The 25,135-nt window shown below is 65.9% G+C and carries 23 protein-coding genes; 18 read left to right on the plus strand and 5 right to left on the minus strand.

Annotated elements, in window-relative coordinates:
* Window positions 1–59 precede the first annotated feature (59 nt).
* The 13 genes from J2T47_RS24600 (at window position 60) to chrA (ending at window position 14,912) form a co-directional block, all read left to right on the plus strand.
* Window positions 60–3,296 carry a hybrid sensor histidine kinase/response regulator gene (locus tag J2T47_RS24600; RefSeq protein ID WP_253452691.1) on the plus strand — a complete coding sequence of 1,079 codons (3,237 nt, stop codon included), beginning with the start codon at window positions 60–62 and terminating at the stop codon, window positions 3,294–3,296.
* A gap of 90 nt (window positions 3,297–3,386) precedes the next feature.
* Window positions 3,387–4,037 (plus strand): response regulator, encoded by a 651-nt coding sequence (locus J2T47_RS24605; protein WP_253452693.1) that lies wholly within the window; start codon window positions 3,387–3,389, stop codon window positions 4,035–4,037.
* A gap of 407 nt (window positions 4,038–4,444) precedes the next feature.
* Window positions 4,445–4,990: a fimbrial protein gene (locus J2T47_RS24610; RefSeq protein WP_253452695.1), complete on the plus strand. Its 546-nt coding sequence runs from the start codon at window positions 4,445–4,447 to the stop codon at window positions 4,988–4,990.
* Window positions 4,991–5,037: 47 nt separating this feature from the next.
* Window positions 5,038–5,790, plus strand: coding sequence for a fimbrial biogenesis chaperone (locus J2T47_RS24615; RefSeq protein ID WP_253452697.1), 753 nt, complete (start codon window positions 5,038–5,040; stop codon window positions 5,788–5,790).
* A 130-nt stretch (window positions 5,791–5,920) separates the two neighbouring features.
* On the plus strand, window positions 5,921–8,428 hold the full coding sequence (locus J2T47_RS24620) for a fimbria/pilus outer membrane usher protein (RefSeq protein WP_253452699.1): 2,508 nt from the start codon (window positions 5,921–5,923) through the stop codon (window positions 8,426–8,428).
* Window positions 8,429–8,443: 15 nt separating this feature from the next.
* Window positions 8,444–9,457 (plus strand): fimbrial protein, encoded by a 1,014-nt coding sequence (locus tag J2T47_RS24625; RefSeq protein ID WP_253452701.1) that lies wholly within the window; start codon window positions 8,444–8,446, stop codon window positions 9,455–9,457.
* A 195-nt stretch (window positions 9,458–9,652) separates the two neighbouring features.
* Window positions 9,653–10,021 carry a YciI family protein gene (locus J2T47_RS24630; RefSeq protein ID WP_253452703.1) on the plus strand — a complete coding sequence of 123 codons (369 nt, stop codon included), beginning with the start codon at window positions 9,653–9,655 and terminating at the stop codon, window positions 10,019–10,021.
* Window positions 10,022–10,077: 56 nt separating this feature from the next.
* Window positions 10,078–10,608: an SRPBCC family protein gene (locus J2T47_RS24635; protein ID WP_253452705.1), complete on the plus strand. Its 531-nt coding sequence runs from the start codon at window positions 10,078–10,080 to the stop codon at window positions 10,606–10,608.
* 29 nt (window positions 10,609–10,637) lie between these two features.
* Window positions 10,638–10,790 carry a hypothetical protein gene (locus J2T47_RS24640; RefSeq protein ID WP_253452707.1) on the plus strand — a complete coding sequence of 51 codons (153 nt, stop codon included), beginning with the start codon at window positions 10,638–10,640 and terminating at the stop codon, window positions 10,788–10,790.
* Window positions 10,787–11,584 (plus strand): DUF899 domain-containing protein, encoded by a 798-nt coding sequence (locus J2T47_RS24645; RefSeq protein WP_253452709.1) that lies wholly within the window; start codon window positions 10,787–10,789, stop codon window positions 11,582–11,584. Before J2T47_RS24640 ends, J2T47_RS24645 begins: the two co-directional genes overlap by 4 nt.
* 23 nt (window positions 11,585–11,607) lie before the next feature.
* Window positions 11,608–12,048 (plus strand): YybH family protein, encoded by a 441-nt coding sequence (locus J2T47_RS24650; protein ID WP_253452711.1) that lies wholly within the window; start codon window positions 11,608–11,610, stop codon window positions 12,046–12,048.
* Between the two features lie 356 nt (window positions 12,049–12,404).
* Window positions 12,405–13,658, plus strand: coding sequence for an RNA polymerase sigma factor (locus J2T47_RS24655; protein ID WP_253452713.1), 1,254 nt, complete (start codon window positions 12,405–12,407; stop codon window positions 13,656–13,658).
* 57 nt (window positions 13,659–13,715) lie between these two features.
* Window positions 13,716–14,912, plus strand: a complete 1,197-nt coding sequence (gene chrA, locus J2T47_RS24660; protein ID WP_253452715.1) for a chromate efflux transporter — start codon at window positions 13,716–13,718, stop codon at window positions 14,910–14,912.
* Here the strand turns inward: chrA and J2T47_RS24665 are convergent.
* From J2T47_RS24665 to J2T47_RS24685, 5 genes are all read right to left on the minus strand, one after another.
* A complete protein-coding gene (locus J2T47_RS24665) occupies window positions 14,909–15,682 on the minus strand; it encodes an SDR family NAD(P)-dependent oxidoreductase (protein ID WP_253452717.1) in 774 nt (257 codons plus the stop codon). The two genes, chrA and J2T47_RS24665, sit on opposite strands and share 4 nt — an antisense overlap.
* Window positions 15,683–15,878: 196 nt before the next feature.
* The gene (locus J2T47_RS24670) at window positions 15,879–16,682 is read right to left on the minus strand and encodes a gamma-glutamyl-gamma-aminobutyrate hydrolase family protein (RefSeq protein ID WP_253452719.1); all 804 of its coding nucleotides are present in this window, start codon (window positions 16,680–16,682) and stop codon (window positions 15,879–15,881) included.
* A gap of 384 nt (window positions 16,683–17,066) precedes the next feature.
* On the minus strand, window positions 17,067–18,737 hold the full coding sequence (locus tag J2T47_RS24675; protein ID WP_253452721.1) for a sensor domain-containing diguanylate cyclase: 1,671 nt from the start codon (window positions 18,735–18,737) through the stop codon (window positions 17,067–17,069).
* 182 nt (window positions 18,738–18,919) lie between these two features.
* Entirely contained in the window at window positions 18,920–19,264 is a 345-nt protein-coding gene (locus J2T47_RS24680; protein ID WP_045209703.1) for a hypothetical protein, read from the minus strand.
* Window positions 19,265–19,646: 382 nt separating this feature from the next.
* Window positions 19,647–20,975, minus strand: a complete 1,329-nt coding sequence (locus J2T47_RS24685) for an OprD family porin (protein ID WP_253452723.1) — start codon at window positions 20,973–20,975, stop codon at window positions 19,647–19,649.
* Between the two features lie 450 nt (window positions 20,976–21,425).
* Between J2T47_RS24685 and J2T47_RS24690 the strand changes: the two genes are divergently transcribed.
* From J2T47_RS24690 to J2T47_RS24710, 5 genes are all read left to right on the plus strand, one after another.
* Window positions 21,426–21,803 (plus strand): RidA family protein, encoded by a 378-nt coding sequence (locus J2T47_RS24690; protein ID WP_253452725.1) that lies wholly within the window; start codon window positions 21,426–21,428, stop codon window positions 21,801–21,803.
* Window positions 21,804–22,202: 399 nt separating this feature from the next.
* Window positions 22,203–22,724 carry an HvfA family oxazolone/thioamide-modified RiPP metallophore gene (locus J2T47_RS24695; protein ID WP_253452727.1) on the plus strand — a complete coding sequence of 174 codons (522 nt, stop codon included), beginning with the start codon at window positions 22,203–22,205 and terminating at the stop codon, window positions 22,722–22,724.
* 61 nt (window positions 22,725–22,785) lie between these two features.
* Window positions 22,786–23,631: an HvfB family MNIO-type RiPP peptide maturase gene (locus tag J2T47_RS24700; RefSeq protein ID WP_253452728.1), complete on the plus strand. Its 846-nt coding sequence runs from the start codon at window positions 22,786–22,788 to the stop codon at window positions 23,629–23,631.
* Window positions 23,624–24,397, plus strand: a complete 774-nt coding sequence (locus J2T47_RS24705; RefSeq protein WP_253452730.1) for an HvfC family RiPP maturation protein — start codon at window positions 23,624–23,626, stop codon at window positions 24,395–24,397. Before J2T47_RS24700 ends, J2T47_RS24705 begins: the two co-directional genes overlap by 8 nt.
* Window positions 24,398–24,409: 12 nt before the next feature.
* Window positions 24,410–24,832, plus strand: a complete 423-nt coding sequence (locus tag J2T47_RS24710; RefSeq protein WP_253452732.1) for an organic hydroperoxide resistance protein — start codon at window positions 24,410–24,412, stop codon at window positions 24,830–24,832.
* The last annotated feature ends 303 nt before the right edge of the window (window positions 24,833–25,135 follow it).

Below are 25,135 nucleotides of genomic sequence, written 5' to 3' on the forward strand. Positions count from 1 at the left end.
GGACTTCTGGTATCCGGCGGGTTTTTCGCCGCCCCTTTCAGCGACACCGGATGCTTTGCATGAAGGAACATGACCACGGCTCGATTCGCAAACTGGCCAGCACTTCGCTGCGCCTGAACGTCGTGCTGCTGTGCGCCGTCTCCCTCGCCCTGATGCTGGTGGGCGCCTGCTACTGGGCGCTCGGCCGGGTGGTGCAGGAAGAGCGCGACAAGGTGCATTTCCACTTCAGCCGGCTGGTGGGGGACATCCACGAGCACGAGGCCTTCCTCAACCGCATCGCCCTGCAGAGCGATGAGTCCACCCAGCGCCGGGATATGGACGTGATCCCGCTGCAGCGGCGCATGCTGATCCGCGAAAACGGCATGGAGATCCACGAAGGGCGCGAGTTTTCCTTCGCCATGTCCTTCACCCTGGCGCAACAGGTGCGTCACGCCAGCCCGACCGACAAGCCCGGCACCTTCTCCTTCGGCGTGATGCTGGCCAACTTCTACAGCAGCTACTGGAGCACCTCGTCCTTCCCGTCGCCGCAGGTACTGGTGCTCGATCTGCATGGCCCCACCAGCCTCGCGGTGCCCTCCATCGGCAACTTCCGCGGACAACGGCCCCTGACCCGGCGCAATTACCTGCCGGTGATCGAAAGCGTGCGCGAGGCACTGGAAGAGCGTTCGCCCAAGCGCAGCGACACACAGGTGCACTGGGCGCAGGCCCAGTCCTACACCGGTGGCGACAGCCGTGAACTGCTGGCCTATGTCAGCCTCGACCTGCCCGATGCGCTGTGGTGGGAGTCGGACCTGGACCGCCGCGTCGTCGCCGTCTCGCTGCTGGACCTGGGACGGATCAACGACCTCGAACAGGTGCTCGACCGGCCGGTGTTCGACGAGCTGGAACTGATCTCGCCCGGCGGGCAGGTGCTGATCGATTTTCCCGGCGGTGAAAAGGATTACCACGACGGCCTGAACGTCAGCGCCGACGGCTTGGTGTTCAAGGTGCGCAGCGAGTTCAGTGGCGGCTGGACCGCGCTCTATCGCCTGAGCTACGCGAGCTTCTTCCGCTATGCCAAGTGGGAGTTCATCGGCGCCCTGGCGCTGATCCTCGGCAGCCTGGCCGGTGGCTGGTTCGCCATTCGCTGGTACTCCCGGCGGGTGATCCTGCCCGCGCGCCGCGCGCACCTGGAGATAGTCGAGAGCGACGCCTTCAGCCGTGCGGTGATCCAGACTGCGCCGGTGGCACTCTGCGTGCTGCGCCACGGCAGCCACCAGGTGGTGATGCAGAACCGCCTGGCCGAGCAGTGGCTGGGCGATGCCGAGGCCATCCAGCGCATCAGCCGGGACTGGGACCTGAGCGGAAGGCTCGGCGAGAAGAATGCCGAGCTGGTCTTCGAAGTGGAGGGGCGCACCCTGCACGCCAGCTTCGCGCCGACCCGCTACCACGGCGAGAACGTGGTGCTCTGCGCCTTCAACGACATCAGCGCGCACAAGCAGGCGCAGCAGATACTGGCCGACGCCAAGCTTTCGGCAGACGCCGCCAGCGAGGCCAAGTCGCTGTTCCTCGCCACCATGAGCCACGAAATCCGCACGCCGCTCTATGGCGTGCTGGGCACTCTGGAACTGCTCGGCCTCACGGAAGTGACCGGCCAGCAGCGCGACTACCTGGCCACCATCCAGCGCTCGTCCTCGATGCTGCTGCAGCTGATCAGCGACATCCTCGACGTGTCCAAGATCGAAGCCGGGCAAATGGCCCTGGAGGCGGGCGAATTCAACCCGCTGGAGCTGGCCGAGGACGTGGTCGCCGGGTACTCCGGGGTGGCCGAGGGCAAGGAGCTGCAGCTGTATGCCTGCATCGACACGAGCGTGCCGGGCCTGGTGCGCGGCGATGCCGCGCGCATCCGGCAGATACTCGCCAACCTGCTGAGCAACGCGCTGAAATTCACCGACATCGGCCGTGTGGTGCTGCGCCTGCGCACCGTAACCGGGGAGAACGGCGAGACGGCCCTGCAGTGGCAGGTGACGGACACCGGCATCGGTATGTCCGAAGCACAGCAGCAGCGTCTTTTCGAACCCTTCTACCAGGCCCACGGCCACGAGCACACGGTCAGTGGAACAGGCCTCGGCCTGTCGATCTGCGCGCGGTTGAGCGAGCTGATGGGCGGCCAGCTTCGCGTGGTGAGCGAAACCGGGCTGGGCAGCAGCTTCACCTTCACCCTGGCGCTGCCGGTACTGGAGCGCGCCCAGCCGCTGGCCGATGGGGCGCAGCTGCTGTCGCAACCGGTCTATGTGCGGGCGCCGGTGAAGGAGCTGGCACAGAGCCTGGGCGCCTGGATCGACTGCTGGGGTGGCGCTGCGCTGGTGCAGGACGAACTGCCAGGGGAGCTGCCGGCCGGTGCCGTGCTGCTGGACCTGCTCGAAGCCGGCAAGGACGAAGTGCTCTGGAGCGGCCCGCGGGTCTGCGCGCTGGCCGAGGCCGGCGTGCAGCCGCAGGCCTCGGCGCGGGGATGGGAGGTGAACCTCTTCCACCTGGCCGGTATCGCCCAGGCCCTGCGCCTGGCGCAGCAGGGCGGTAGCGGCGAGACCCGCCAGCCGCCCCGTGCCGCGCGGCTGGGCAAGCTCGGCCTGCGGGTGCTGGTGGCCGAGGACAACCCGATCAACCAGGCGCTGCTCAAGGAGCAGCTCGAGGAACTGGGCTGTCGTGTCACCCTCACCAGCAATGGCCGCGAAGCCTTGCAGCGCTGGGCACCCGGCGCCTTCGACGCGCTGCTGACCGATGTGAACATGCCGCTGATGAATGGCTACGAACTGGTGGGCGAACTGCGCCGCCACGATAGCTGGTTGCCGATCATCGGCGTCACCGCCAATGCCCTGCGCGAGGAGGGCGAGCGCTGCATGACGGTGGGTATGAACGCCTGGCTGGTCAAGCCGATCAGCCTGCGCACCCTGCATGACGGGCTACTGAAAGTGTGCGGCCATGCGCTGAGCGGGGTGCTGGAAAGCGAAGCTGAGCCTGAGGTGCTGGCGCCGGATGAGATCCAGGTCTCCGAGAAAATGCGCGACCTGTTCCTGCGCACCATGCGCCAGGACATGCAGGGCGTGACCGATGCCCTGCAGGCTGGCGACCTGGCCACCGTCCGCCAGCAGGTGCATCGCCTGCGCGGGGCGCTGGCGGTGGTGCAGGCGCATGGACTCAGCGATGCCTGCGGCGCGGTGGAAGAGGCGCTGATCGCCCAGCCTGCCGGGCCGGAACTGTCCGCGGCGGTGACCACGCTGCTGGGACGAATCGAGGTGGCCCTGGCCGGCCTCTGAGGGCCTGCCCGGGAACCGGAGCTACTCTGGAAGAGTGGCCGCGCCGATGTGGCCGGCCGTCGATCGCAAACGTTGGGACTCAAGAAACTCATGGAAAAAGTCAGAGTGGCACTAGCGGACGACCATCCCATCGTCCTGATGGGGGTTCGCGAGGTGATCGAGCGGGACGATCGCTTCGAGGTGATCGGTGAGGCGCACAACTCCACCGAGTTGGTGGCGCTCTACCGCGAGCAACACCCGGCCATCGTCATCACCGACTACAACATGCCGGGCGACCAGACCTATGGCGACGGCATCAAGCTGATCGAGTACCTGCTGCGCAACTTCCCCGACACCCGCATCCTGATCCTCACCATGCTGTCCAACCCGCTGATCCTCTCCAGCCTCTATGACCTGGGGGTGTCGGGAGTGATCCTGAAGAACGGCGACCTCGACGAGATCCTGGTGGCGCTCAAGGCGCTGTCCCAGGACCGTATCTACCGGGGGCCGGGCATGCAGTCCGCGAGCAGCGTGCTGGCCAGCGGGGACGATGTGGAAGGGCGCATCGCCAGCCTGTCGGTGAAGGAATACGAGGTGCTGCGCCACTTCGTCTCGGGGAAGAGCGTGCGCGACATTGCCCTGCTGCTGAACCGCAGCGTGAAGACCGTGAGCGCGCAGAAGATCTCCGCCATGCGCAAGCTGGACGTGGACACCGACCAGGCGCTGCTGACGTTCTGCGTGATGGCGAACCTGTTCCAGTAAGCCCTTTGCGCACGGCATTCCCCGGCAGGAGCGGACCTTGTCCGCGCCAGGCCCGCATCGTCCCGGGCGCCCTTGTGGATGAATACGCTCCAGCGAAATCCCAAGGTCTGCCAGGGCAAGGTATGCGCTCGGCGACCCCCTCCGAATGCCTTGAGACGAATCTGAAAGTCCCCATGCGGAATTCCCGCAACCCCCGTTTTCTGCGGGTTTCTTGAGATTTCTCAAGGGATGCGCCACTTCCGATTGAGATTCGTCTGATGTTTTTCTGACCGCCCGGACAGCAAAGTGCGTGCCATCGAAATCACCACCACGCGGGACCATTCCGGTTCCATGGTTTCGATGTTGGACAAGAGGCCGGTCAAACAAGGGCTCGTCCAACCGATACTCGTAATCGGGAGAGCAACACCATGAAATCCAAACTGCACGCTGCACTGATCTGCCTGGCGAGCGCCGGCGTTTGCGCCCAGGCCGTCGCTGCCGCTCCGCAGACCGGCGTGATCAACATCACCGGCAAGGTCACCGAGACCAGCTGCGTGCTCGACTCCTCTGCCACCAACATCGACGTGCGCCTGCCCACCGTCGACAAGGACAGCCTCGCTGCCGCGCAGAGCACCGCCGGCCGTACCGGTTTCACCATGCAGGTCACCGGTTGCGCCGATGGCTCGAAGGTTTCCGCGGCTTTTGTTCCGGACAGCAACGTTGACACCTACGGCAACCTGAAGAACTCCGCTGCTGGCGGTGCCAGCAACGTCCAGGTGCAGCTGCTGGACCAGAACCAGGCCGTCATCAACGTCAATACCGACGATGCCACCAGCCAGCAGGCTCGTGCCGTTACCGTCAGCGGTTCCAACCCGGTCACCCTGCAGTACTACGCCCAGTACTTCTCCCAGGCTGGCAGCGCTGGCGCCGGTGACGTGGCCGCCATGGCGAACTACCAGCTGACCTACGAGTGATCCATTGGTCCGGGGCGCAAGCCCCGGGCCGCAATGAGGTAATTGTGATGCTGGCCGTTCCCACTATCAGGCTGCACAAGGTTCTTGCCGTGCTGCTTGGCGCCTTCGCCCTGTCCACCGCATTCTCCGCTGCCCACGCCGGCGTGATGATCGACGGGACGCGAATCGTCTACCCCGCGAAGGAGCGCGAAGTCACCGTCAAACTCACCAACAAGGGCCAGACCCCGGTGCTGATGCAGATCTGGGTCGATCGCGGTGATACCCAGAGCAAGCCCCAGGATGCCGACGCGCCGTTCCTGGCGACCCCGCCGATCTTCCGCCTCGACCCGCAGAAAGGGCAGAGCGTGCGCCTGGCCTTCACCGGCGAGACGCTGCCGCAGGATCGCGAAAGCCTGTTCTGGTTCAACGCCCTGGAAATTCCCCCGCTGCCCCAGGCCGACGAGGCCGGCAGCAACCTGATGCAGATTGCCGTGCGCTCGCGGCTGAAGCTGTTCTACCGCCCCGGCGGCCTGCCCGGCGACCTGCCCACGGCCATCGGCCAGGTGGACTGGAAGATCGAGCGCCAGGGCAACGGCTACGTGCTGCGCGGTGAAAACCCGAGCCCGTATCACCTGTCGTTCAGCTCGCTGTTCGTCGAGCAGGGTGCGCGCAGCACCGACACCGGCGGCGGGATGATCGCGCCGTTCGCCAGGCAGGATTTCCCGCTGCCCGGTTACACCGGCGGCAGCGACGGCAAGGTGCGCTTTCGCTGGATGAGCGACTTCGGCGCCGCCCCCGAACAGACCGCCCCCCTGCGCTGATCCGCCCACGGCGCGCAGGACGTGCGCCCGACACCCCACCGCTCCAGGACTCTCCATGACTTCTATTCGTTCGCCCCGGCCCAGTGCTGGTGGGCCGCCGCATGCTCTTCGCCTTCTGTTGGCCGGCACCGTGGGTGCCACCCTGGCCGGCGGTGTGAGCCATGCCGCGCAGACCGACGCCCTGCAAGCCTCGTTCAACCCTGATTTCATTCAGGGTGGCGCTGGCCGCCAGGTCGACATCAAGCGCTTCGAACGTGGCAACCCGGTGGCGGCGGGCAGCTACCGACTGGACGTCTACGTCAACCAGAACTGGATCGGCCGTCAGGATGTTCGCGTGCAGGACAACGCCGGACAGGCGCCGAGCTACTGCTTCCAGCGCAACCAGCTGGCCAGCCTGGGGCTGGACGCCTCGCGGCTGTCCGCTGCCGCCCTGGATGCGGACTGCATCGATATCGCCCGCCAGGTACCCGACGCCCGCGCCGATCTCGACCTGGCCGGCCTGCGCCTGGACCTGAGCATTCCCCAGGCGTACCTGAACCGCACCGTCCGTGGCTATGTCGATCCGCGCGACTGGGATCGCGGCGTCAACGCGGCGTTCGTCGATTACAACGCCAACGCCTACCGCAACGACGGCAGCGGTCAGAACAGCACCCAGTACTATGCAGGCCTCAACGGCGGCGTGAACCTGGGCGACTGGCGCCTGCGCCACAACGGCAGCTACAGCCGCAGCAGCGGCAACGGCCCGAGCACCAGCAAGTACGACTCGGTGAGCAGCTATGCGCAGCGTGACCTCACCGGGCTGAAGTCGCAGCTGACCGTGGGCGAGTACTACACCCCGTCCGAGCTGTTCGACAGCGTGCCCTACACCGGTGTCCAGGTCGCCTCCGACGACCGCATGCTGCCGGACTCCCAGCGCGGTTTCGCCCCGGCCATCCGTGGCACGGCGGAGAGCAACGCGCGGGTCACCGTGCGCCAGGGCGGCAACCTGCTCTACGAAACCACCGTGGCGCCGGGCCCGTTCGTCATCGACGATCTCTACAACACCGGCTACTCGGGTGATCTGGAAGTGACGGTCACCGAAGCCGACGGCCGCGCCCGCCGCTTCACCGTACCCTTTGCCTCGGTGGCACAACTGCTGCGCCCCGGCACATCGCGCTACAGCGTCACCGCCGGCAAGTACCGCGACGAGCGCCTGGCGAACGAGCCGAACTTCGTCCAGGGCACCTACCAGCGCGGCATCTCCAACCAGTGGACCGGCTACACCGGCAGTATCATCGCCGACCAGTACCTGGCAGTGCAGGGCGGCCTGGCGCTGAGTACACCGGTGGGCGCCTTCGCCCTCGACGGCACGCACTCCAGCGCCTCGGGCCTGGAAGCGCGCGATGGGCTGGGCAAGTCGGCCAGCGGCCAGAGCTATCGGCTGAGCTACAGCAAGCTGCTGGAGTCGACCCGGACCAACTTCGTGGTGGCGGCCTATCGCTTCTCCAGCGACGGCTACCTGAGCTTCGGCGACTACGCCCAGGCGCAGGATTCCGCCGCCAACGCGCCTTATCGCCAGCGCAACCGCCTGCAGCTCAACGTCAACCAGCCGCTGGCCGACGGCTACGGCAGCCTGTTCTTCAGCGGCTCCTCGCAGAACTACTGGAAGGCCGGCAAGTCCAGCGACACCAGCTACCAGGCCGGCTACTCCAACAGCTACCGCTGGGGCAGCATGAGCCTGTCGGCTGCGCGCACGCAGATGGACCGTGGCGAGACCGACACCCAGTACATGCTTAGCCTGTCGATGCCGCTGGGCCGCTCCAGCCATGCGCCGTACCTGAGCAGCTCGACCACCTGGTCGGACAAGGGCGACGCGAACAGCCAGCTCAGCCTGTCCGGCGCGGCGGGCCAGGACAACCAGTTCAACTATGGCGTCTACGGCTCGCGTTCCCGTGTCGCCGGCGATACCAGCAGCGCCGGCGGCGCCAATGCGCAGTACCGCGCGGCGACCACCAACGTTTCGGGCAGCTACAGCGAAGGCGATGGTTTCCGCCAGGTCGGCCTGGGGCTGTCGGGCAGCGTCGTGGCGCATCCGGGCGGCATCAGCTTCAGCCAGTCCCAGGGCGAAACCCGCGCCATCGTCGAGGCCAAGGGCGCCGAGGGCGCACGCCTGTTCAACGGCAGCGGTGCCGAAGTAGGGGGTAGCGGCTACGGCGTGGTGTCGAGCCTGATGCCGTACCGGCAGAACGAAGTGGCGCTCGATCCCAAGGGCATCGCCGAGGATGTCGAACTGCAGCTCACCTCGCAGAACGTCGCGCCGCGTTATGGCGCGGTGGTGATGCTCAAGTACCCGACGGTGACCGGCGAGCCGGTCCTGCTGACCCTGCGCGACGAGCAAGGCCAGGCACTGCCGGTGGGCGCAGAAGTGCTCGATGCCCACGGCAACAGCCTGACCCTGGTGGGGCAGGGCAGCCGGGTGTTCTTCCGCGCCGCCGATCCGCGGGGCGAACTCACCGTGCGCTGGGGCGAATCCACCGACCGCCAGTGCCGCGTGCGCTACAGCCTGCCGTCGTTCGAGCAGAAGCGTGAATCTCCCTTCATCAAGGCCGAGGCTTCGTGCACCCGGCCGCCTGCGCCGACCCAGGTCGCCGCGCGCTGATCCATCGAGGCTCCCATGCGAATCCTGATTCTTCTCTTCGCCCTGTTCTGCGCGCCCTCGGCGCTGGCAGCGATCTGTACCTTCCAGAGCGGCAGCGCCAGCGTGATGGGCACTGTCGCCCTGCCGGCCAGTGTGAGCATTCCGCGCAACGCCACCAATGGCACGGTCCTCTGGGACAGCGGCTGGAAGGGCTTCACCGGCGCGACCATCAACTGCAGTTCGACGGGGAACGTCCGTGGCGGGCTCGCCACCAGCATTGGCGCTGCCGTGCCGGGGCACAGCAGCAACGGTTTTTCCTCGGTGTTCCAGACCAACGTGCCAGGGATTGGCGTGTCGGTTTTCTGGTGCAACCAGACCATCGGCAACTGCAACCCGGACCGTACCAAGATCACCCCGCTGCCCAGCCTGAACTGGGATGTCAGTCCCGTGCGCTACGCGCTGGCGACCAACTGGCGGGTGATCCTGGTGAAGACCGACGACATCGATGCCAGTGCGGGGGCGCTGAGCCTTCCCGGCCTGTCGTACGTCTCCTATGCGGACCTGGGCATTACCACGCTGATGATCACCGGCTCCTCGCAGGTCACCGGCCTGGGCTGCGAGGTGAACGCCGACAGCCGCAATATCGATGTGCAGCTGCCGACCATCTACACGGCCGATTTCGAGGGCTCACCCATCCCGCAGCGCAACGACAGGGCCAGGGCGTTCAAGATCAACCTGCTGTGCGACAGTGGCGTGAAGGTCAATTACCAGGTCGATGGCACCCAGGTCTCCGGGGCCAGCAACGTGCTCGCCAACGCGACGGGTACCGGCATGGCGACCGGCGTGGGCGTCACCCTGTTCATGGGTGACCTGAGTAGCGTCACGCGCCTGCCATTGGCGAGCAAGTTCCTCCACACCACGACCACCAGCGGTAACCAGCCGGTGAGCATTCCGCTGACCGCCCGCTACTACCGCACCGCCGCCACACCGGAGGCGATGACCGCGGGACTGGTCTCCGCCACGGCGACCTTCACCCTGACCTACGAGTAAGGCGCGGGGCCGCAATGGCCCCGGCTGTCATCGAGTGCCCGACGAGCGGCTGACAAGCGCCGTCCAGACGCTCCGGCTGCTGGCCGGAGCGTTCGTTTCCCTTCCCTGGCGAAAAATTCCCCGCCGTCCTGTCGATTTCCCCGTGGCTGCTTCGACTATGAGGTAACTGCAAGCTCATTGAGCGGGGAGATGGCCATGAAGTACCTCTGTCTGATCTACGTGGATGACCAGCGCCTGTCGGCCCTGTCCGAGCCCGAATACCGGCGCCTGATGGACGAGTGCTTCGCCAACGACGAGTACCAGCGCCGGGCCGGTCGGGTGCTGGCCTCCGAGGCGCTGGAGACGGTGGAAACGGCGACTACGCTGCGGCATGGCGCGGCGGGCCTGGCGATCACCGACGGCCCCTTCGCCGAGACCCGCGAGTACCTGGGCGGCTTCGTGCTGATCGACGCGCGCGACCTCAACGAGGCGCTGCAGATCGCCCAGCGCATTCCCAGCGGCCGCCTGGGCGCCGTGGAAGTCCGCCCGGTGCGCGACTGGGATCGCTATTTCGCCGGGCGCTGAAGCCCGGTATTTCAAGAGCTCTTTATTTCAAGAGCAGGCAACGTCAGGAGGATGTGATGCTGAAGTGGATTGGCTTGGTGGTGGTAGTCGCGGTGGCGATCGTTCTGGTGCTGTCGGCGAATCGCCCAGGGACCTTCCGCGTGGAGCGCACTCTGCGCATCCAGGCGCCGCCGGAAAAAATCCAGGGCTATATCGAGGACTTCCACCAGTGGCGGCAATGGTCGCCCTTCGAGAAGCTCGACCCGGACATGCAGCGCACCTTCTCCGGCGCGGAGAAAGGCCGCGGCGCGGTGTACGCCTGGGCAGGCAACGGCAAGGCCGGGGCAGGGCGCATGGAAATCCTCGAGATTAACCCCGGCAATCGGGTGACCATCGCGCTGGATTTCCTCAAGCCGTTCAAGGCCAGCAACACCGCCGAATTCACCCTGGTGCCGCGGGACGGTGGCTCCGAAGTGACCTGGGCCATGTTCGGCCCGGTGCCCTTCGTGGCGAAGATCATGCACCTGTTCTTCGACGTGGACAGCATGGTCGGCAAGGACTTCGAGGCGGGCCTGGCCAACCTCAAGGCGCTCGCCGAAAAGGGCTGACGCAACCCGCAACCTGAAGGAGGTGAGCCATGTGCCCTCTGTGCGTATCGACCCTGACGCTGGCAGTCACCAGCGTCCTTTCCGCCGGCGGCGTCAGTGCCTTCGCCGTCACCCGCCTGCGCGGCAAGCGCCGCGCCCGGCCCAGCGAGCAACGGGATCGCCCCCAGGAGCGTGCGACATGAAACTGGCCAACCAAAGCTCTTCATTTCCGGAGATGCCCCGAGTCGTTTCCCAGGCCGCCTGGCGGCAGGCACGCCTCCGCCTGCTGGAGCAGGAGAAGGCCGCGACCAGGGCCCGGGACGCGCTCAACGCCCAGCGTCGCGAGCTGCCAGTGGTGCGCATCGACAAGGACTATCGCTTCGAAGGACCGCACGGCCCATTGCGCCTGCTCGACCTGTTCGAAGGCCGGCCGCAGCTGATCGTCTACCACTTCATGTTCCACCGTGACACCGGCCTGGGCTGCGAGGGCTGCTCCTACCTGATCGACAACCTCGGCCGGCTGGAGCACCTGCACGCCCGTGGCACCACCTTCGCCATGGTCTCGCGCGCGCCGCTGGAGGAGATCGCGCCGTTCCGCGCGCGCATGGGCTGGCAGTTCCCCTGGTACTCGTCGTTCGGCAGCGACTTCAACTACGACTTCCACGTCAGCGTCGACGAGTCCGTCGCCCCGGTGGAATACAACTATCGTGACAAGACGGAGCTGGAGCGCCTCGGCCAGGACTACCACGTGCGCGGCGAGCAGCCGGGCATGAGCGTGTTCCTGCGCGACGGCGAGCAGGTCTTCCACAGCTACTCGACCTACGGTCGCGGGCTGGAGGCGCCGCTGTTCACCTACCACCTGCTCGACCTCACCCCGCTGGGGCGCGGCGAAGGCTGGGGCGGCATGCCCGACTACCAGGGCAAGGGCATGAACTGGACGCGCTTCCACGACGACTACGACCAGACTCCGGCGCCGCACAGTTGCTGCGGGTCCTGAACCTTGAGCAAGGAGGAACATCCATGACTGCCGCTGAAAAGAACGCCGCCCACGGCGAACTGCACGCGCTGCTGGAAAGCTGGCTGAAAGCCGTGCGCGCCTCGGACGTGGAAGGCATCACCCGCCACTACACCCGCGACATCCTCGCCTTCGATGCGGTGAAGCAACTGCAGTTCAGGGGCGTCGAGGCTTACGCCAGCCATTGGCGCGACTGCACGCAGATGTGCAGGGAGCCCACCTTCGAGATCCATGAGCTGAGCTTCGAGAGCGGCGGCGACACGGCCTTCGGGCACTACCTCGCCTACTGCGGCGGCACCGATGACAAGGGGCAGCACAACGCCTCCTGGGCGCGGGTCAGCGTCGGCCTGCGCCGCGAGGCGGGGCAGTGGAAGATTGCCCATGAGCATTTCTCGATTCCCTTCGATCCGGCCACGGGGCAACTGCTGTTCGATGCCAAGCCCTGACGGGTGGTGTCTCCTTTCTCGGTAGAAGCTCCTCGCTGCTCCTGATAGTCCGTACTGGGTTTCCCCCTCTCCCTAACCCTCTCCCTGAAGGGAGAGGGGACTGGTTCGGCACCGGCTGAATCCGTGGCGTCAGCCGGCACGGACAGCTCCCTCTCCCTTCAGGGAGAGGGCGGGGGAGAGGGTGCCCCCGTACCGGACTTTGCATAGAGCGCCATGTTCGCGATGCCGCGTTCCTGCTGGCCCCAACGAAACACCCCGCAACGATCCCTCCCGTCGCACCCGTCCGACCACCTCCCGCCTTCGCGAAAACCCGTGCAGGATAGGCAGACCTCTTCCATGCCAAGGACCTTCGGCCCATGCACGAGTACGCCCCCCAGCCCCTGCGCGACGTGGTGGACGAGGTCTATCGCCGTGAATCGCGCCGGGTGCTGGCCACACTGATCCGCCTGCTGGGTGATTTCGACCTCGCCGAGGAGGCGCTGCACGAAGCCTTCGTTGCCGCCGTGGACCAGTGGCGGCGCGACGGCGTGCCGGCCAACCCGCGCGCGTGGCTGGTCTCCGCCGGGCGCTTCAAGGCCATCGACGGTCTGCGCCGGCGCTCGCGCTTCGATGCCTCCCTGACGCAGATCGCCGAGCAACTGGAGATCGACGCGCAATCGGTGGAAGAACTGGCCGATGAAAGCGTCGAGGACGATCGCCTGCGGCTGATCTTCACCTGTTGCCACCCGGCGCTGCCGGCGGACTCGCAGGTGCCGCTGACCCTGCGCGAAGTCTGCGACCTGAAGACCGAGGAGATCGCCCGCGCCTACCTCGCCACGCCCTCGACCATCGCCCAGCGCATCGTCCGCGCCAAGGCGAAGATCCGCGATGCACAGCTTCCCTACCAGGTGCCGGAAACCGCCGAGCTGCCGGAGCGCCTGGCCAGTGTGCTGCGGGTCATCTACCTGGTGTTCAACGAGGGCTACTCGGCCTCGGCCGGTGATTCCCTGACGCGCACCGACCTGTCCGCCGAAGCCATCCGCCTCGGCCGGCAACTGCTCGAACTGTTGCCCGAGTCCGAAGTGATGGGCCTGCTGGCGCTGATGCTGCTGCACGAGTCGCGGCGCGAGGCGCGCACCGCCGAAGACGGCGAACTGGTGCTGCTGGAAAACCAGGACCGCGCGCGCTGGGACCGAGCCCTGATCGGCGAGGGCCAGCAACTGATCGCGGCGGCGCTCGCCACCCGCCGCGTCGGCCCGTACACCTTGCAGGCAGCCATTTCCGCCGTGCATGCCGCCGCTGCGGACATGGCCAGCACCGACTGGACGGAGATCGTCGGTCTCTACGACCTCCTGCTGGCTCTGCAGCCCTCGCCGGTCATCGAGCTCAACCGCGCCGTGGCCCTGTCCATGCGCGATGGCCCGGAAGCGGGGCTGGTGCAGGTGGACGCCATCCTCGCCCGTGGCGACCTGCAGGATTACCACCTGGCCCATGCCGCGCGCGCCGATTTCTGTCGCCGGCTGGAGCGCCGCGACCAGGCGCGCGGCTCCTACGAGCGCGCACTGGAGCTGGCGAAGCTGGAGCCGGAGCGGCGCTTCCTCGAGCAGCGGATCCGCGAGCTGGACAGCTGAACCAAGCTGTAATATCAAATTGCCAGACCGCATCAGTCAGACCCGCCGACCTCGCCCATGAACGAACCCACGCCACACGACTCCCTCTGGGCCGTCTTCCTGATCTTCCTGCGCCTGGGCCTGACCTCTTTCGGCGGGCCGGTGGCGCACCTGGGTTATTTTCGCGAGGAGTTCGTGAACCGGCGGCGCTGGCTGGACGAGGCGCACTACGCCGACCTGATCGCCCTCTGCCAATTCCTCCCCGGCCCCGCCAGCAGCCAGCTCGGCATGGCCCTGGGCGCCTTGCGCGCGGGCCACTGGGGCGTGCTGGCGGCATGGATCGGCTTCACCCTGCCGTCGGCCTTGCTGATGCTGTTGCTGGCGCTGGGGCTTTCGCGGCACGGCCAATGGTTACCGGTCGGTGCCCTGCATGGGCTGATGCTGGTGTCGGTCGCGGTGGTGGCCCATGCCGTGTGGGGCATGGTCAAGTCGCTGTGCCCGGACTGGCCGCGCCAGGGGCTGATGATCCTGGTGACCGCCGTGGTGCTGCGCTGGCCTGGCGTTGCCGTGCAACTGCTGGTGATCCTCGCGGCTGCGCTGCTCGGCACGGTCTGGCTGCGGCCGACTGCGGCGAGTGATTCGGCAGGCCCTGGCCATTCCATCTCCCGTCGCCAGGGCAGCTACTACCTGCTGCTGTTCTTCGTGCTGCTGGCGTTATTGCCGTTGACGGCGGCAGCCTGGCATTCGCCATGGCTGGCACAGTTCGACGCTTTCTACCGTGTCGGCAGCCTGGTTTTCGGTGGTGGGCATGTGGTGCTGCCGCTGCTGCAGAGTGCGGTGGTCGACTCCGGCTGGGTCGATGCGCAGACCTTCCTCGCCGGCTACGGCGCGGCACAGGCGTTGCCGGGGCCGCTGTTCACCTTCGCCGCTTTCCTCGGCGCAGCCATCAGTGAACCGGGCGGCGTGACCGGGGCGCTGCTTTGCCTGGTGGCGATTTTCCTGCCGTCCTTCCTGCTGGTGCTCGGCGCCTTGCCGTTCTGGGAAAGCCTGCGCCGCCAGCATCGTCTGCGCGCGGCGCTGGCCGGGGTGAACGCCGCCGTGGTCGGCCTGCTGCTGGCGGCGCTGATCCATCCCATCGGCAGCGAAACCATGGTCGGCCTGCTCGATATCTCGCTGGTCGCGCTGGCCTTTGCGCTGCTGCGCAGTGGCCGGGTTCCGCCCTGGACGCTGGTGCTGCTGGGCGCATTGGGCGGAGGGCTGGCCGGCTCGTTCTAGAGACTGCTCACCAGATGTCCGCCGTCCACGGCGAGCACTGCGCCGGTCATGAAGGCGCCGGCATCGCTGGCCAGCAGCAGGAAGGGGCCTTCCAGCTCCTTCAATTGGCCGAGGCGGCGCATCGGCACCGTGTCGCGGATGTAGGCCTGGCCCTTGTCACTGTCGAAGTAGGCATCGTTCATTTCGGTCTTGAAGTAGCCCGGCGCGATGGCGTTGACCCGCACGTTGAAGCGCGCCAGTTCCAGCGCCAGTGACTTGCTCAGCTGCACCACGCCGGCCTTGGCTGCGCAGTAGTGGCTGTAGCCGCCGCCCACACGCAGGCCGAGGATCGAGGCGATGTTGACGATGCTGCCGCCGCGCCCGGCCTTGGCCAGACGCTGCGCCGCGCACTGGGCGACGCGCCAGACGCCGTCGAGGTTGGTGGACAGCATGGTGCGCCAGTCTTCCTCGCTGACCTCCAGCGCGCGCTGGCCATTGCCGATGCCGGCGTTGTTGAGTACTACCTCGACCACGCCGAACTGCGCCTCGGCACTGTCGAAGGCGGCCTCGACGCTGGCGCGGTCGGTCACATCCAGCGCCACGGCATGGGCTTCGCCACCGTCGGCACGAATGGCTTCAGCCAGTTGCGCCAGGCGCTCGGTGCGGCGTGCCGCCAGCACCACGCGGGCGCCAGCGCGGGAGGCCGTGCGCGCCAGATGTGCGCCGATACCGCTGGAAGCGCCGGTGACCAGTACGGTCCTGCCGGCGAGGGAGAAGAGGTCGTTGCTCATGGCTGCACCTTGTTCATCAGAGCGAATTCGCTGACCGCCAAGGTTAGCCCGAGGTGCTCTCAAGGGCGTGCAGGGTGCGCCATTCGCAGCGCGAATGACGGGGCTTTTCGTAGGAGCGAGCAAGCTCGCTGCTACGAAAAGCTGAAACGAAAAAGCCCGGCACAAGGCCGGGCTCTTTCATGACGCGGGAAGCGAATCAGGCAGCGAGTGCGCGAGCCTGCTTCTTCTTCACCTGCGCGCGGCAAGCATCGCCGAACGCCTGGAAGATCTTCACCGAATCGGGGTTCTTCGCCGCCTGCCACTCCGGGTGCCACTGCACCGCGAAGAGGAAGGGCGAGAGAGTCGGGGCATGGATCGCCTCGACCAGGCCGTCTTCGGCGTGGGCGATGGCTTCGATGCCCTTGCCCAGGTTCTTCAGGCCCTGGCCATGCAGCGAGTTGACGCGGAACTCGTCACCCAGCAGCTTCTGCAGCCAGCTGCCCTGGACCGGGCGAACGCCGTGGGCCGGGCTGTACTGCACGTCGACCGGGTCTTCGGGATTTTCGCGATGGTCGTTGAAGCCAGGCTCGGCGTAGACCTTCTGGTAGATATCGCCGCCCAGGGCCACGTTGATTTCCTGCATGCCGCGGCAGATGCCGAAGATCGGCAGGCCACGCGCGAGGGCGGCCTTGATCAGCGGAATGTCGAAATTGTCGCGGTCCTTGTCCTGGCCCTTGCCGGGAGTCTGGTTCTCCTGGCCATACAGGGTCGGATCGATGTTGCTGCCGGCGCCGGTCAGGTACACGCCGTCGGCCATGTCCAGGTACTGCTCGAGGTCTTCGATGCCGCAGCAGGTCGGTACCAGTACCGGCACGCAATCGGACTGTTCAACCAGGGGCACGATGTACTTGTGGGTCATTACCTGATAGTCATGGCCTTTGCGCTCTTGGCTGCCCATGGACATCAGGACGACGGGTTTGCGGATGGTCTGTTTCTTGTTGCCAATGTTGCTGTTGGACATATGTCACCTTTGGACGAGCTGCAGCCCATCGTTTTTGTGCAGGCGCGCAGCGGAAAGGCGCGCTACCTGAGGCCCCGAGCACTGCCGGGAGCGCACAGAAGGCGAAGTTTCCCGGTCGAAACCTGCCTACCAGCCTGCCAGAGCCGTTAAATATGTCAAACGAATTCGACGGAGGGCGTCAAAAATAATGGCCGAAATCTTGTCGGACAATTATTTTAACTATCTGTTTTTGAAGGGATTTTTTAAATAACCGGACATGCTGAAAAGTCCATTATTTAAAACGCGTGGCGCTAATGGTGAAAAATTCTGCACATTTTTTCATGGCGCTGTTCGGGATCATCCACAGGCGCGCCGGGCGGCGCGCTCTGCCCTGCGGGTTTGCCGTCAGTGGCACTCGACGCGGTTGCGGCCGTTCTGCTTGGCCCGGTAAAGGGCGCTGTCGCTGCGCGAGAGGGCCGCTTCAGCGGAATTGTCGGCGGCCTCCAGGATCGCCACGCCGATGCTGATGGTCAGCGGGATGCGCTGGCCGCCCTGCATCAGAGGCTGGTCGGCGAGCTGCTGCTGCAGGCGCTGGGCGAAGACCTCGGCGCTGCCCAGGTCGGCATCGCCCAGCACCACGGCGAATTCCTCGCCGCCCATCCGGCCGGCGAAGTCGACGCGGCGGATGGCCCGTCCGAGGATGCCGGCGAAGTGGCGCAGCGCCTCGTCGCCCACGGCATGGCCCCAGCGGTCGTTGATTGCCTTGAAGTGGTCGATGTCGCACATCAGGATCGCCGCGCTGTGCTCCATGTTGCGCTGCACGCGGCCCAGTTCGGCCTCGATCAGGTGCATGAAGTGGCCGCGGTTGGGTAGCTGGGTCAGGTAGTCGGTGGTCGCCAGCAGTTGCAGCTCGGCCTCGATGCGCTTGCGCTCGGTGATGTCGGTGATGAAGCCGTGCCAGATCAGGCTGCCGTCTTCCATCCGCTTGGGGTGCGCATTGCCTTGCCGCCAGAACACGCCGCGCTCGGGAATCACCACGCGGTACTCATGGCGCCAGGGTTGCATCTGGGTGGCGGAGTTCTCCAGGGACGCCAGGCAGTTCTCCAGGTCCTCCGGGTGGATCACCTGGCGCAGGAAGCTGGAGTCACTGCGGACTTCGTCGGGCCGCACGCCGTAGATGTCCAGCACGCCGGCGCTGACATAGGGGAAGGTGCCCGTGCCGTCGGGCAGACGGCGGAACTGGAAGACCATGCCGGGGATTTCGTTGGTCAGGTCGGTCAGCAACTGCACGCTATCGCGCAGTTTTTCCGCGACCTCGCGCAGGGCGGTGATGTCGGTGGTGGTGCCGAGCATGCGCAGGGCGTTGCCGGCGGCGTCGCGCTCCACCACCTTGCCGCGGCTGGACACCCAGAGGTAGTGGCCGTCCTTGTGCTGCAGGCGGTGTTCCACTTCGTAGGACTCGGTGTGGCCGTCGAAGTGCTCGCGCATGGTGGTCTGCACGTAAGCGAGGTCGTCGGGGTGCACGCGGGTGTAGGCGTCATCGATGCAGCTGCCGATCTCGTCGTCGGCGTAGCCCAGCAGGGATTTCCAGGCGCTGGAGTAGTGGATCTGCCCGGTGGGCACGTGGCGGTCCCAGATACCGGTGCCGCTGCCGTCCACGGCCAGGGCCATGCGCCGTTCGCTTTCCTTGTGTGGCGCGCGAATGCGTTCGAACAGCGCTTCACCCAGGGCCAGCACGTCTGCCAGCAGCGTCTGCTGTTCCGGGCTGAGTGTTCTGTCGCCTTTGTCCAGCAGCAGTAACCGGGCCTGGGGGAAACCTTCCTCGTCGCGCAGCGTTTCGCTGGCCAGCAGGTGCAGGTTGCCGCCCTGGAGGTGCAGGGGGCTGGACGTGGATTCGAGGGATAGCACGGTGGCCAGCGAGAGGGCGCCGGCATTGTCGATGCCCAGCTGGCCGAGCAACTGGCCGCGCATGTCGATGAGCAGGACGGCGCAATCGCCGCTCGCCTGGCGAGCGAGACGCAGCAGGCCGTCGTATTGCCCGCACTCCTTTACCCCAGGACTACTGGAAGTTCGCATCCGATAGCAGCTTCTTCAACGGAGGATGGGCGTGATTCTGGATTGTGCTCCGCGCCGCGCATGCGGCAGGCGGACGCAGGTGGCTTTATGAAATCACGGCCGGGTGAGCGCCCACAATCTCCACCTGCGACAAGAGCGACGAACGCACCCGCCCACCGGCTCCTCGGTGGGCGGGCAGGGCATCAGTTGATCAGTTGGTCGATCAGCACGGCGTTGGTGTAGATCAGGCTGCCATCACTGGCGCGGTGGCCGACCAGGTGGAACTGGCCGCGCTGCTCGGCGCCGCCCAGGTACACGCGGAACATGCAGTCGGCCAGCGGCCCGTAGCCTTCGGGCATATGCAGGTCGAGGGTATCGAGGTCGGCATCGACCATCATTTCCCGCTGGCCGTTTTCCTGCAGGTAGACCTCGGCCTGTTCCAGGTGCAGGCGGTCGTCGGCGGTCAGGTAGAAGCGGATGTCTTCCAGCGGCGTGGGCTTCTGCTCGGCGGTGGTCTTGCACCAGCCTTCGAGGGTCATTGCGCTCATGGTGAGGTGCCTCCAGGGTTCGCGGGTGGGATTACCGCGGCGTCGGAGAGTTGGACCGCTGCGCGCGGCGGTTCGCTCAATTTTTGTTCAGGTCAATCGTTGAGCGATCACTGCCGGGCATAAAAAAAGCCGCTCCAGAGGAGCGGCTCGAAGGACGTCGAAGGAGCAATCACAATATCAACGTCAGGAGTTGTCTTCCGCAGGGAAAGTGCGGAAGCGGGAAGATGGGATAATTCTAGAAAGTTGCAGCGATGGAATAAACCGTCATTCCGGGAAGAGACTTTCTGCATGGGCGTAATAATCTCGCCCGGAGTCAGGAGAAACTTTCAGATGAATCAGAAAGTTTCCCCTGAGAGTAAATCAGCCGGACAGTCGTGCTGAATTACAGGATCGACAGCGGGTATTCGACGATCAGGCGCAGCTCGTTGTTGTCGGCTTCACCCTGGTCGGCATTGGCGCGGTGGAAGGCCTGACGGACGCGGAAGGAAAGGTCCTTCGCCGCACCTTCCTGGATCACGTACTTGGCTTCCAGGTCGGTCTCGTGGTGGCTGCCGTCTTCGCCGTACATGCCGGCGTAGCTGCCGTCGGCGTCGGCGTGGCTGCCGTCGATGCCGGTACCGTTGATGTAACGGGCCATGAAGCTCAGGCCCGGCACGCCGTAGGTGTCCATCGCCAGGTCGTAGCGGGCCTGCCAGGAGCGCTCGCCCGGACCGTTGAAGTCGGAGTACTGCACGGAGTTGGCGAGGAATACCGAGTCACCGGTGGCGCCATCGCCGTCGTCGCCGAAGCCGACGTAGTCGAACGGGGTGTCGCCGTGGACCTTCTGGTAGGCCAGGGTGACGGTGTGCGCCTGCAGGAAGGAGTAGGCGGCTGCCAGCGACCAGGTGGTGTTGCTGATCTCGCCGGCCTTGGCCTGGCCTTCGTCGTTGGTGCGGTAGATGTTGAAGTCGAACGCCAGCGACTGCTCGTCGGCGACCGGCAGCACCCAGTTCACGTTGCCGTAGTACTGGCGCCAGATGTCCTTGAACTCGGAGCCGTACAGCGAAACGCTCAGGTTGTCGTTGATCGCGTACTTGCCGCCGAGGAAGTCGACGTCGCTGGTCTCCACGCCGGCATAGGCCGCCCACAGGCCGCCGTCGCGGGCGGTGGTGACCGGGCTGGTGCCGGAGGTGAAGTGACCGGCTTCCAGGTCCAGGCCTTCGATTTCGCTGCTGAACAGGTTGAAGCCCGAAGCGGTCTGCGGGATCAGGCGGGTGCCGCCGGCAGCGAACACCGGAGCGGTCGGTTGCATGTCGCCGAATTTCAGCTCGGTCTTGGAGATGCGCACTTTCAGCGCGCCACCGGCCTTGCCGTAGTCGTCGTCCGGCTTGCCGTCGTTGCCGACCGGCAGGTTGCCGGTGCCCGCACGGCCACGGCCGGCGTCGAGCTTGATGCCCAGGTAGCCGAAGGCGTCCACGCCGAAACCGACGGTGCCCTGGGTGTAGCCCGAGGAGAAGTTCGCCAGGAAGCCCTGGGTCCAGTCGCGGTTATCGGCGCGGCCGTTCTTGCCGTCGTGGTCGTAGTAGTAGTTGCGCAGCAGGACGTCGAACTTGGCGTCCTCGACGAAACCCTTGGCATCGGCCTGATCGGTGACGAAGGGTTCGGCGCTGGCGAACTGGCTGGCGGCGGCGGAAACAGCGAGCACGATGGCGCTGCGTTTGAGGTGCTTCATGGATATTGCCCCTAGAGTCTTGGAGGACCGGCTCAGTGAAGTGCGTGAGAACCGGACGTTTTTATAGGCAGGCACAATGAATCCGAACGTGGCTTGACCACGGCGGAAAATCGCAGGAAGTTGCGTTGGCATTGTTGCAGTTAACTGGCTTTGCTTTCTTCCGCGAATTGCTCCAGACGCGGAAGAGCCGACGTCATAATGCCGAAAGAGTTCGCCGTTTAAATCACGGATTATGAAAAGGTCTATGTCTCAAACTGTAATAATCCTGACATTGGTCCAATTGACATAACCTGTTCGGAAGTTCCGCGTATATAAGCAATGTCACTGTTTCCGGGGGCTGCGGGCACGGTGACATGGCGCGCGACGGGGCGATGCGGCTAAGCTGCGCGACCCGGCCGCCGCACCCGGTGCGGCGACGTGCCCCATTCACCGACAGCAGAGATTTGTCCCATGACGCCTACCTTCATCCCCGACGCGGACCCCGAATCCATCTCCTCCGACGTCGCCGGTTTCGGCGGCCTGCTGGTTTCCACGCAGATCCCCACCCTCGAGGACGGCAGCCTGGAACTGGGCGACATCAAGGCCCAGAGCATCGCGACCCTGCGCAGCCTGCAGCTGGCCCTGGAAAAGGCCGGCAGCGGCCTGGACCACGTCCTGCACCTGACCATCTACCTCACCAGCATGGCCGACCGCGCCGCGTTCAATGAGGTGTACTGCAGCTTCTTCGCCAAGCCCTACCCGGTGCGCGCCGCCGTCGGTATCTCCGAGCTGGCGGTGGAAGGCATGAAGGTGGAAGTCACCGCCATCGCAGCCAAGCGATCGAGCTGATCTCCCCGTTCTGCAGGATCGGGCCGCTTTGCGGCCCTTTCTTTATGTGTTCCGCTTCTTCGACCTGAGCGCGCCTCTGGTTCGCGAGCAAGCGCCAGGCGTCCCCCTCGCTCCTGCAGGCCCGCGCCATGTTGCTGTTCGTAGGAGCGAGCTTGCTCGCGAACAGTCCCCGCTCCAAACCCGCCCGAATGTATTCCTTTGTATCCACCGCTCCCTGAGCGGACACACGCATACAAAAGCCTCCAGACGCCGATACGTCCGCGATACATCACTGCGGCGAAATAGCCCTACCCGAACGACAGGGCGCAACGGCTGGGAAACCTCCAGTGCCTCGTTCCAGGGATTCGCCCTTGCGGCATGACTCGGCGCAGCAAGCGCCACAGCATCTGGAGAAGTACCATGACTCGTACCTCGAAGACTCAACTGGGCCTGATCGCTATCGCGCTGGCCGGCGGCCTGAACATGGCGTCCTCCGCTTTCGCCGTCGAAGCCCTGCCGCAGGGCTACCAGCTGGCATCCGCCGCCAAGGCCGGGGAGGGCAAGTGTGGCGAGGGCAAGTGCGGCGCCGCCAAGGAAGCCAAAGCCAAGGCGACCCAGGGCGAAGGCAAGTGCGGCGAAGGCAAATGCGGTGCCGATGGCGCCCAGGCCAAGGCTACCGGCGCCGAGGGCAAGTGCGGTGAAGGCAAGTGCGGCGATGCCTCCTTCGCCCGCACCGATGCCGACCACGACGGGCGCGTCTCCCGCGCCGAGCTGCTGGCCGTGGCGCCCAAGGCTGGCGCGGAGTTCGACGCCATCGACGGCAACCACGACGGCTACCTCTCCGAGGCCGAGGTCTACCAGTTCCGCAAGAACCAGTTCGACAGCAACGGCAAGCCGTTCCCGTCCGACCTCTACAGCAAGCTGAGCCAGGCGAAGAACTGAGCGCCGCCGACCACCTCCCCGCGCCGTTGGCCGGGGAGGGCACTTCGCCAAGGAGACCGTCATGACCACCACCGCACCCCTGCAGGGAGCCGGCCTCGGCTTGCGCCGCGCCATGCTGCCCGACCTGCTGACCCTGGAAGACCGCGCCGTGGACTTCCTCGAAGTCGCACCGGACAACTGGATCGGCGTCGGCGGCACCTACGGCGAAGGGCTGGCCCGCCTGGCCGAGCGCTTCCCGCTGTCCTGCCATGGCCTGTCGTTGTCCCTGGGCGGACCGGAGCCGCTGGACCAGGTGTTCCTCGGTCGCGTCCGCGAGTTCCTCGATCAGCACAACGTCCCGTTGTTCAGCGAACACCTGAGCTACTGCTCCGACGAGGGCCATCTCTACGACCTGATTCCCATGCCCTTCACCGACGAAGCCGTGCGTCATATCGCCAGTCGCATCCGTGAAGTGCAGGACATCCTCGGCCGCCGTATCGCCGTGGAAAACATCTCCTACTACGCCGCGCCCTACCAGGCGCTGAGCGAGATCGATTTCCTTCGCGCCGTGCTCGCCGAGGCCGACTGCGACCTGCTGCTGGACGTCAACAACCTCTACGTCAACGCCCACAACCATGGCTATGACGCCGCCGGCTTCCTCGCCCGCGTGCCGGCCGAGCGTGTGGTCTGCCTGCATGTCGCCGGCCACTACGACGAAGCGCCGGACCTGAAGATCGACACCCATGGCGCTGCGGTGAAGGACGATGTCTGGGGCCTGCTGGCCAGCGCCTACCAGCACCTGGGCAGCGTGCCGACCCTGTTGGAGCGCGACTTCAACCTGCCGCCGCTGGCCGAGTTGCTCGGCGAGGTGGCCACCATCCGCAACCTGCAAGCGGCCGTGCGCCAGGCGGAGGTGCGTCATGGCTGAGTCCCTGCGCGAGCAGCAGTTGCGCATGACCCGTTACATCCGTGACCCGCAGGCCAACGAGCCGCCGCCCGGCATCGAGGCCCGGCGCCTGGCGGTATACCGGCAACTGTTCTTCGGCAACCTGCAAGCGCTGCTCGCCGGCAACTTCCCGGTGCTGCACGCCAGCCTGCCAAGCGAACAGTGGCAGGCGCTGACGGAGGACTTCTACGCCGGCTTCCACTGCCAGACACCCTTGTTCACCGAGGTGGCTGGCGAGTTCGTCGACTACCTGGACGGCCGCACCGAGCAGCCCGGCTGGGTCGCCGAACTGGCGCACTACGAATTCATCGAAACCACACTGCTGCTCAGTGACAACAGCGAGCCGGCCCACGACCCGGACGGTGACCTGCTCGATGGCGTGCCGCTGCTGTCCGCGCTCGCCGCACCGCTGGCCTATGCCTGGCCGGTCAGCCACATCGGCCCCGGATACCTGCCGCAACAGGCGCCGGCTGAACCGACGCTGCTGCTGGCGCGCCGGGATACCGACCTGAAGGTGTACTTCTCGCGCCTGGCCCCGTTGGCCCATGCTCTGCTGGTGTCGCTGCAACAGTGGCAGCTCAGCGGGCGCCAGCATCTCAAGGCGCTGGCGGAAATCGCTGGCGTCGAACCGGCCGCCATCGAAGGGCAGGGCATTGCCCTGCTGCGCAGCCTTAAAGAACAAGGCGTGGTGCTCGGCACCCGCCCGAACTGCACCACCCCACGTCGTCCCCCATTGGCTCGCCCCTGAAGGAGAAACGTCATGACCGACACCCTGGCAACCGTGATCTACACCGCCCACACCCACACCACCGGCGGCCGTGATGGCCGTGGCCGGTCCACCGATGGTGAGCTGGACCTGCCCCTGAGCCCACCCGGTTCCGGCCGTCCCGGCAGCAACCCCGAACAGCTGTTCGCCATCGGCTGGTCCGCCTGCTTCATCGGCGCTCTGCGTCGCGCCGGACAGAAGCTGAACGTGCGCCTGCCAGCCGATGTGGCGGTGGATGCCGAAGTCTCCCTGGGCAACACCGCCGACGGCGGCTTCGCCCTGGCCGCCCTGCTCACCGTGCACCTGCCAGGCCTGGACGCGGACGACAAGGCGAAGCTGGTCGACGAGGCTCACCAGATCTGCCCGTATTCCAAGGCTACTCGCGGCAATATCGAGGTGGGGTTCGTGATTCCCTGATCGCTCTCTTCCTCCACAGCGCAGCCCTCGCACCTTCCATGGTGCGCGGGCTTTTTTTGTCTCATCGGTGCGCTCGGTGCTTTCCTGTAGGAGCGGGCTATGCCCGCGATCGCGCCCAAGGGGCGCTCCTGCAGGTCAGCTCCGTCGCTTCGGCTCTTGTGGGCTTTCCATTCAGGTGTTCTGCGCCGCTTCGGCGTGCGCGCAAACCTCGTGTTTCGCCCCCTCGGGCGAGTTACTTTTCCAAACGACGGAAGGCCGCCCCCCAAAAAGTAACCAAAAGGCTTGCCCCGGACATCCGGTTTT

The sequence above is a fragment of the Pseudomonas nitroreducens genome (assembly GCF_024170165.1).
Lineage (GTDB): Bacteria > Pseudomonadota > Gammaproteobacteria > Pseudomonadales > Pseudomonadaceae > Pseudomonas > Pseudomonas nitroreducens_C.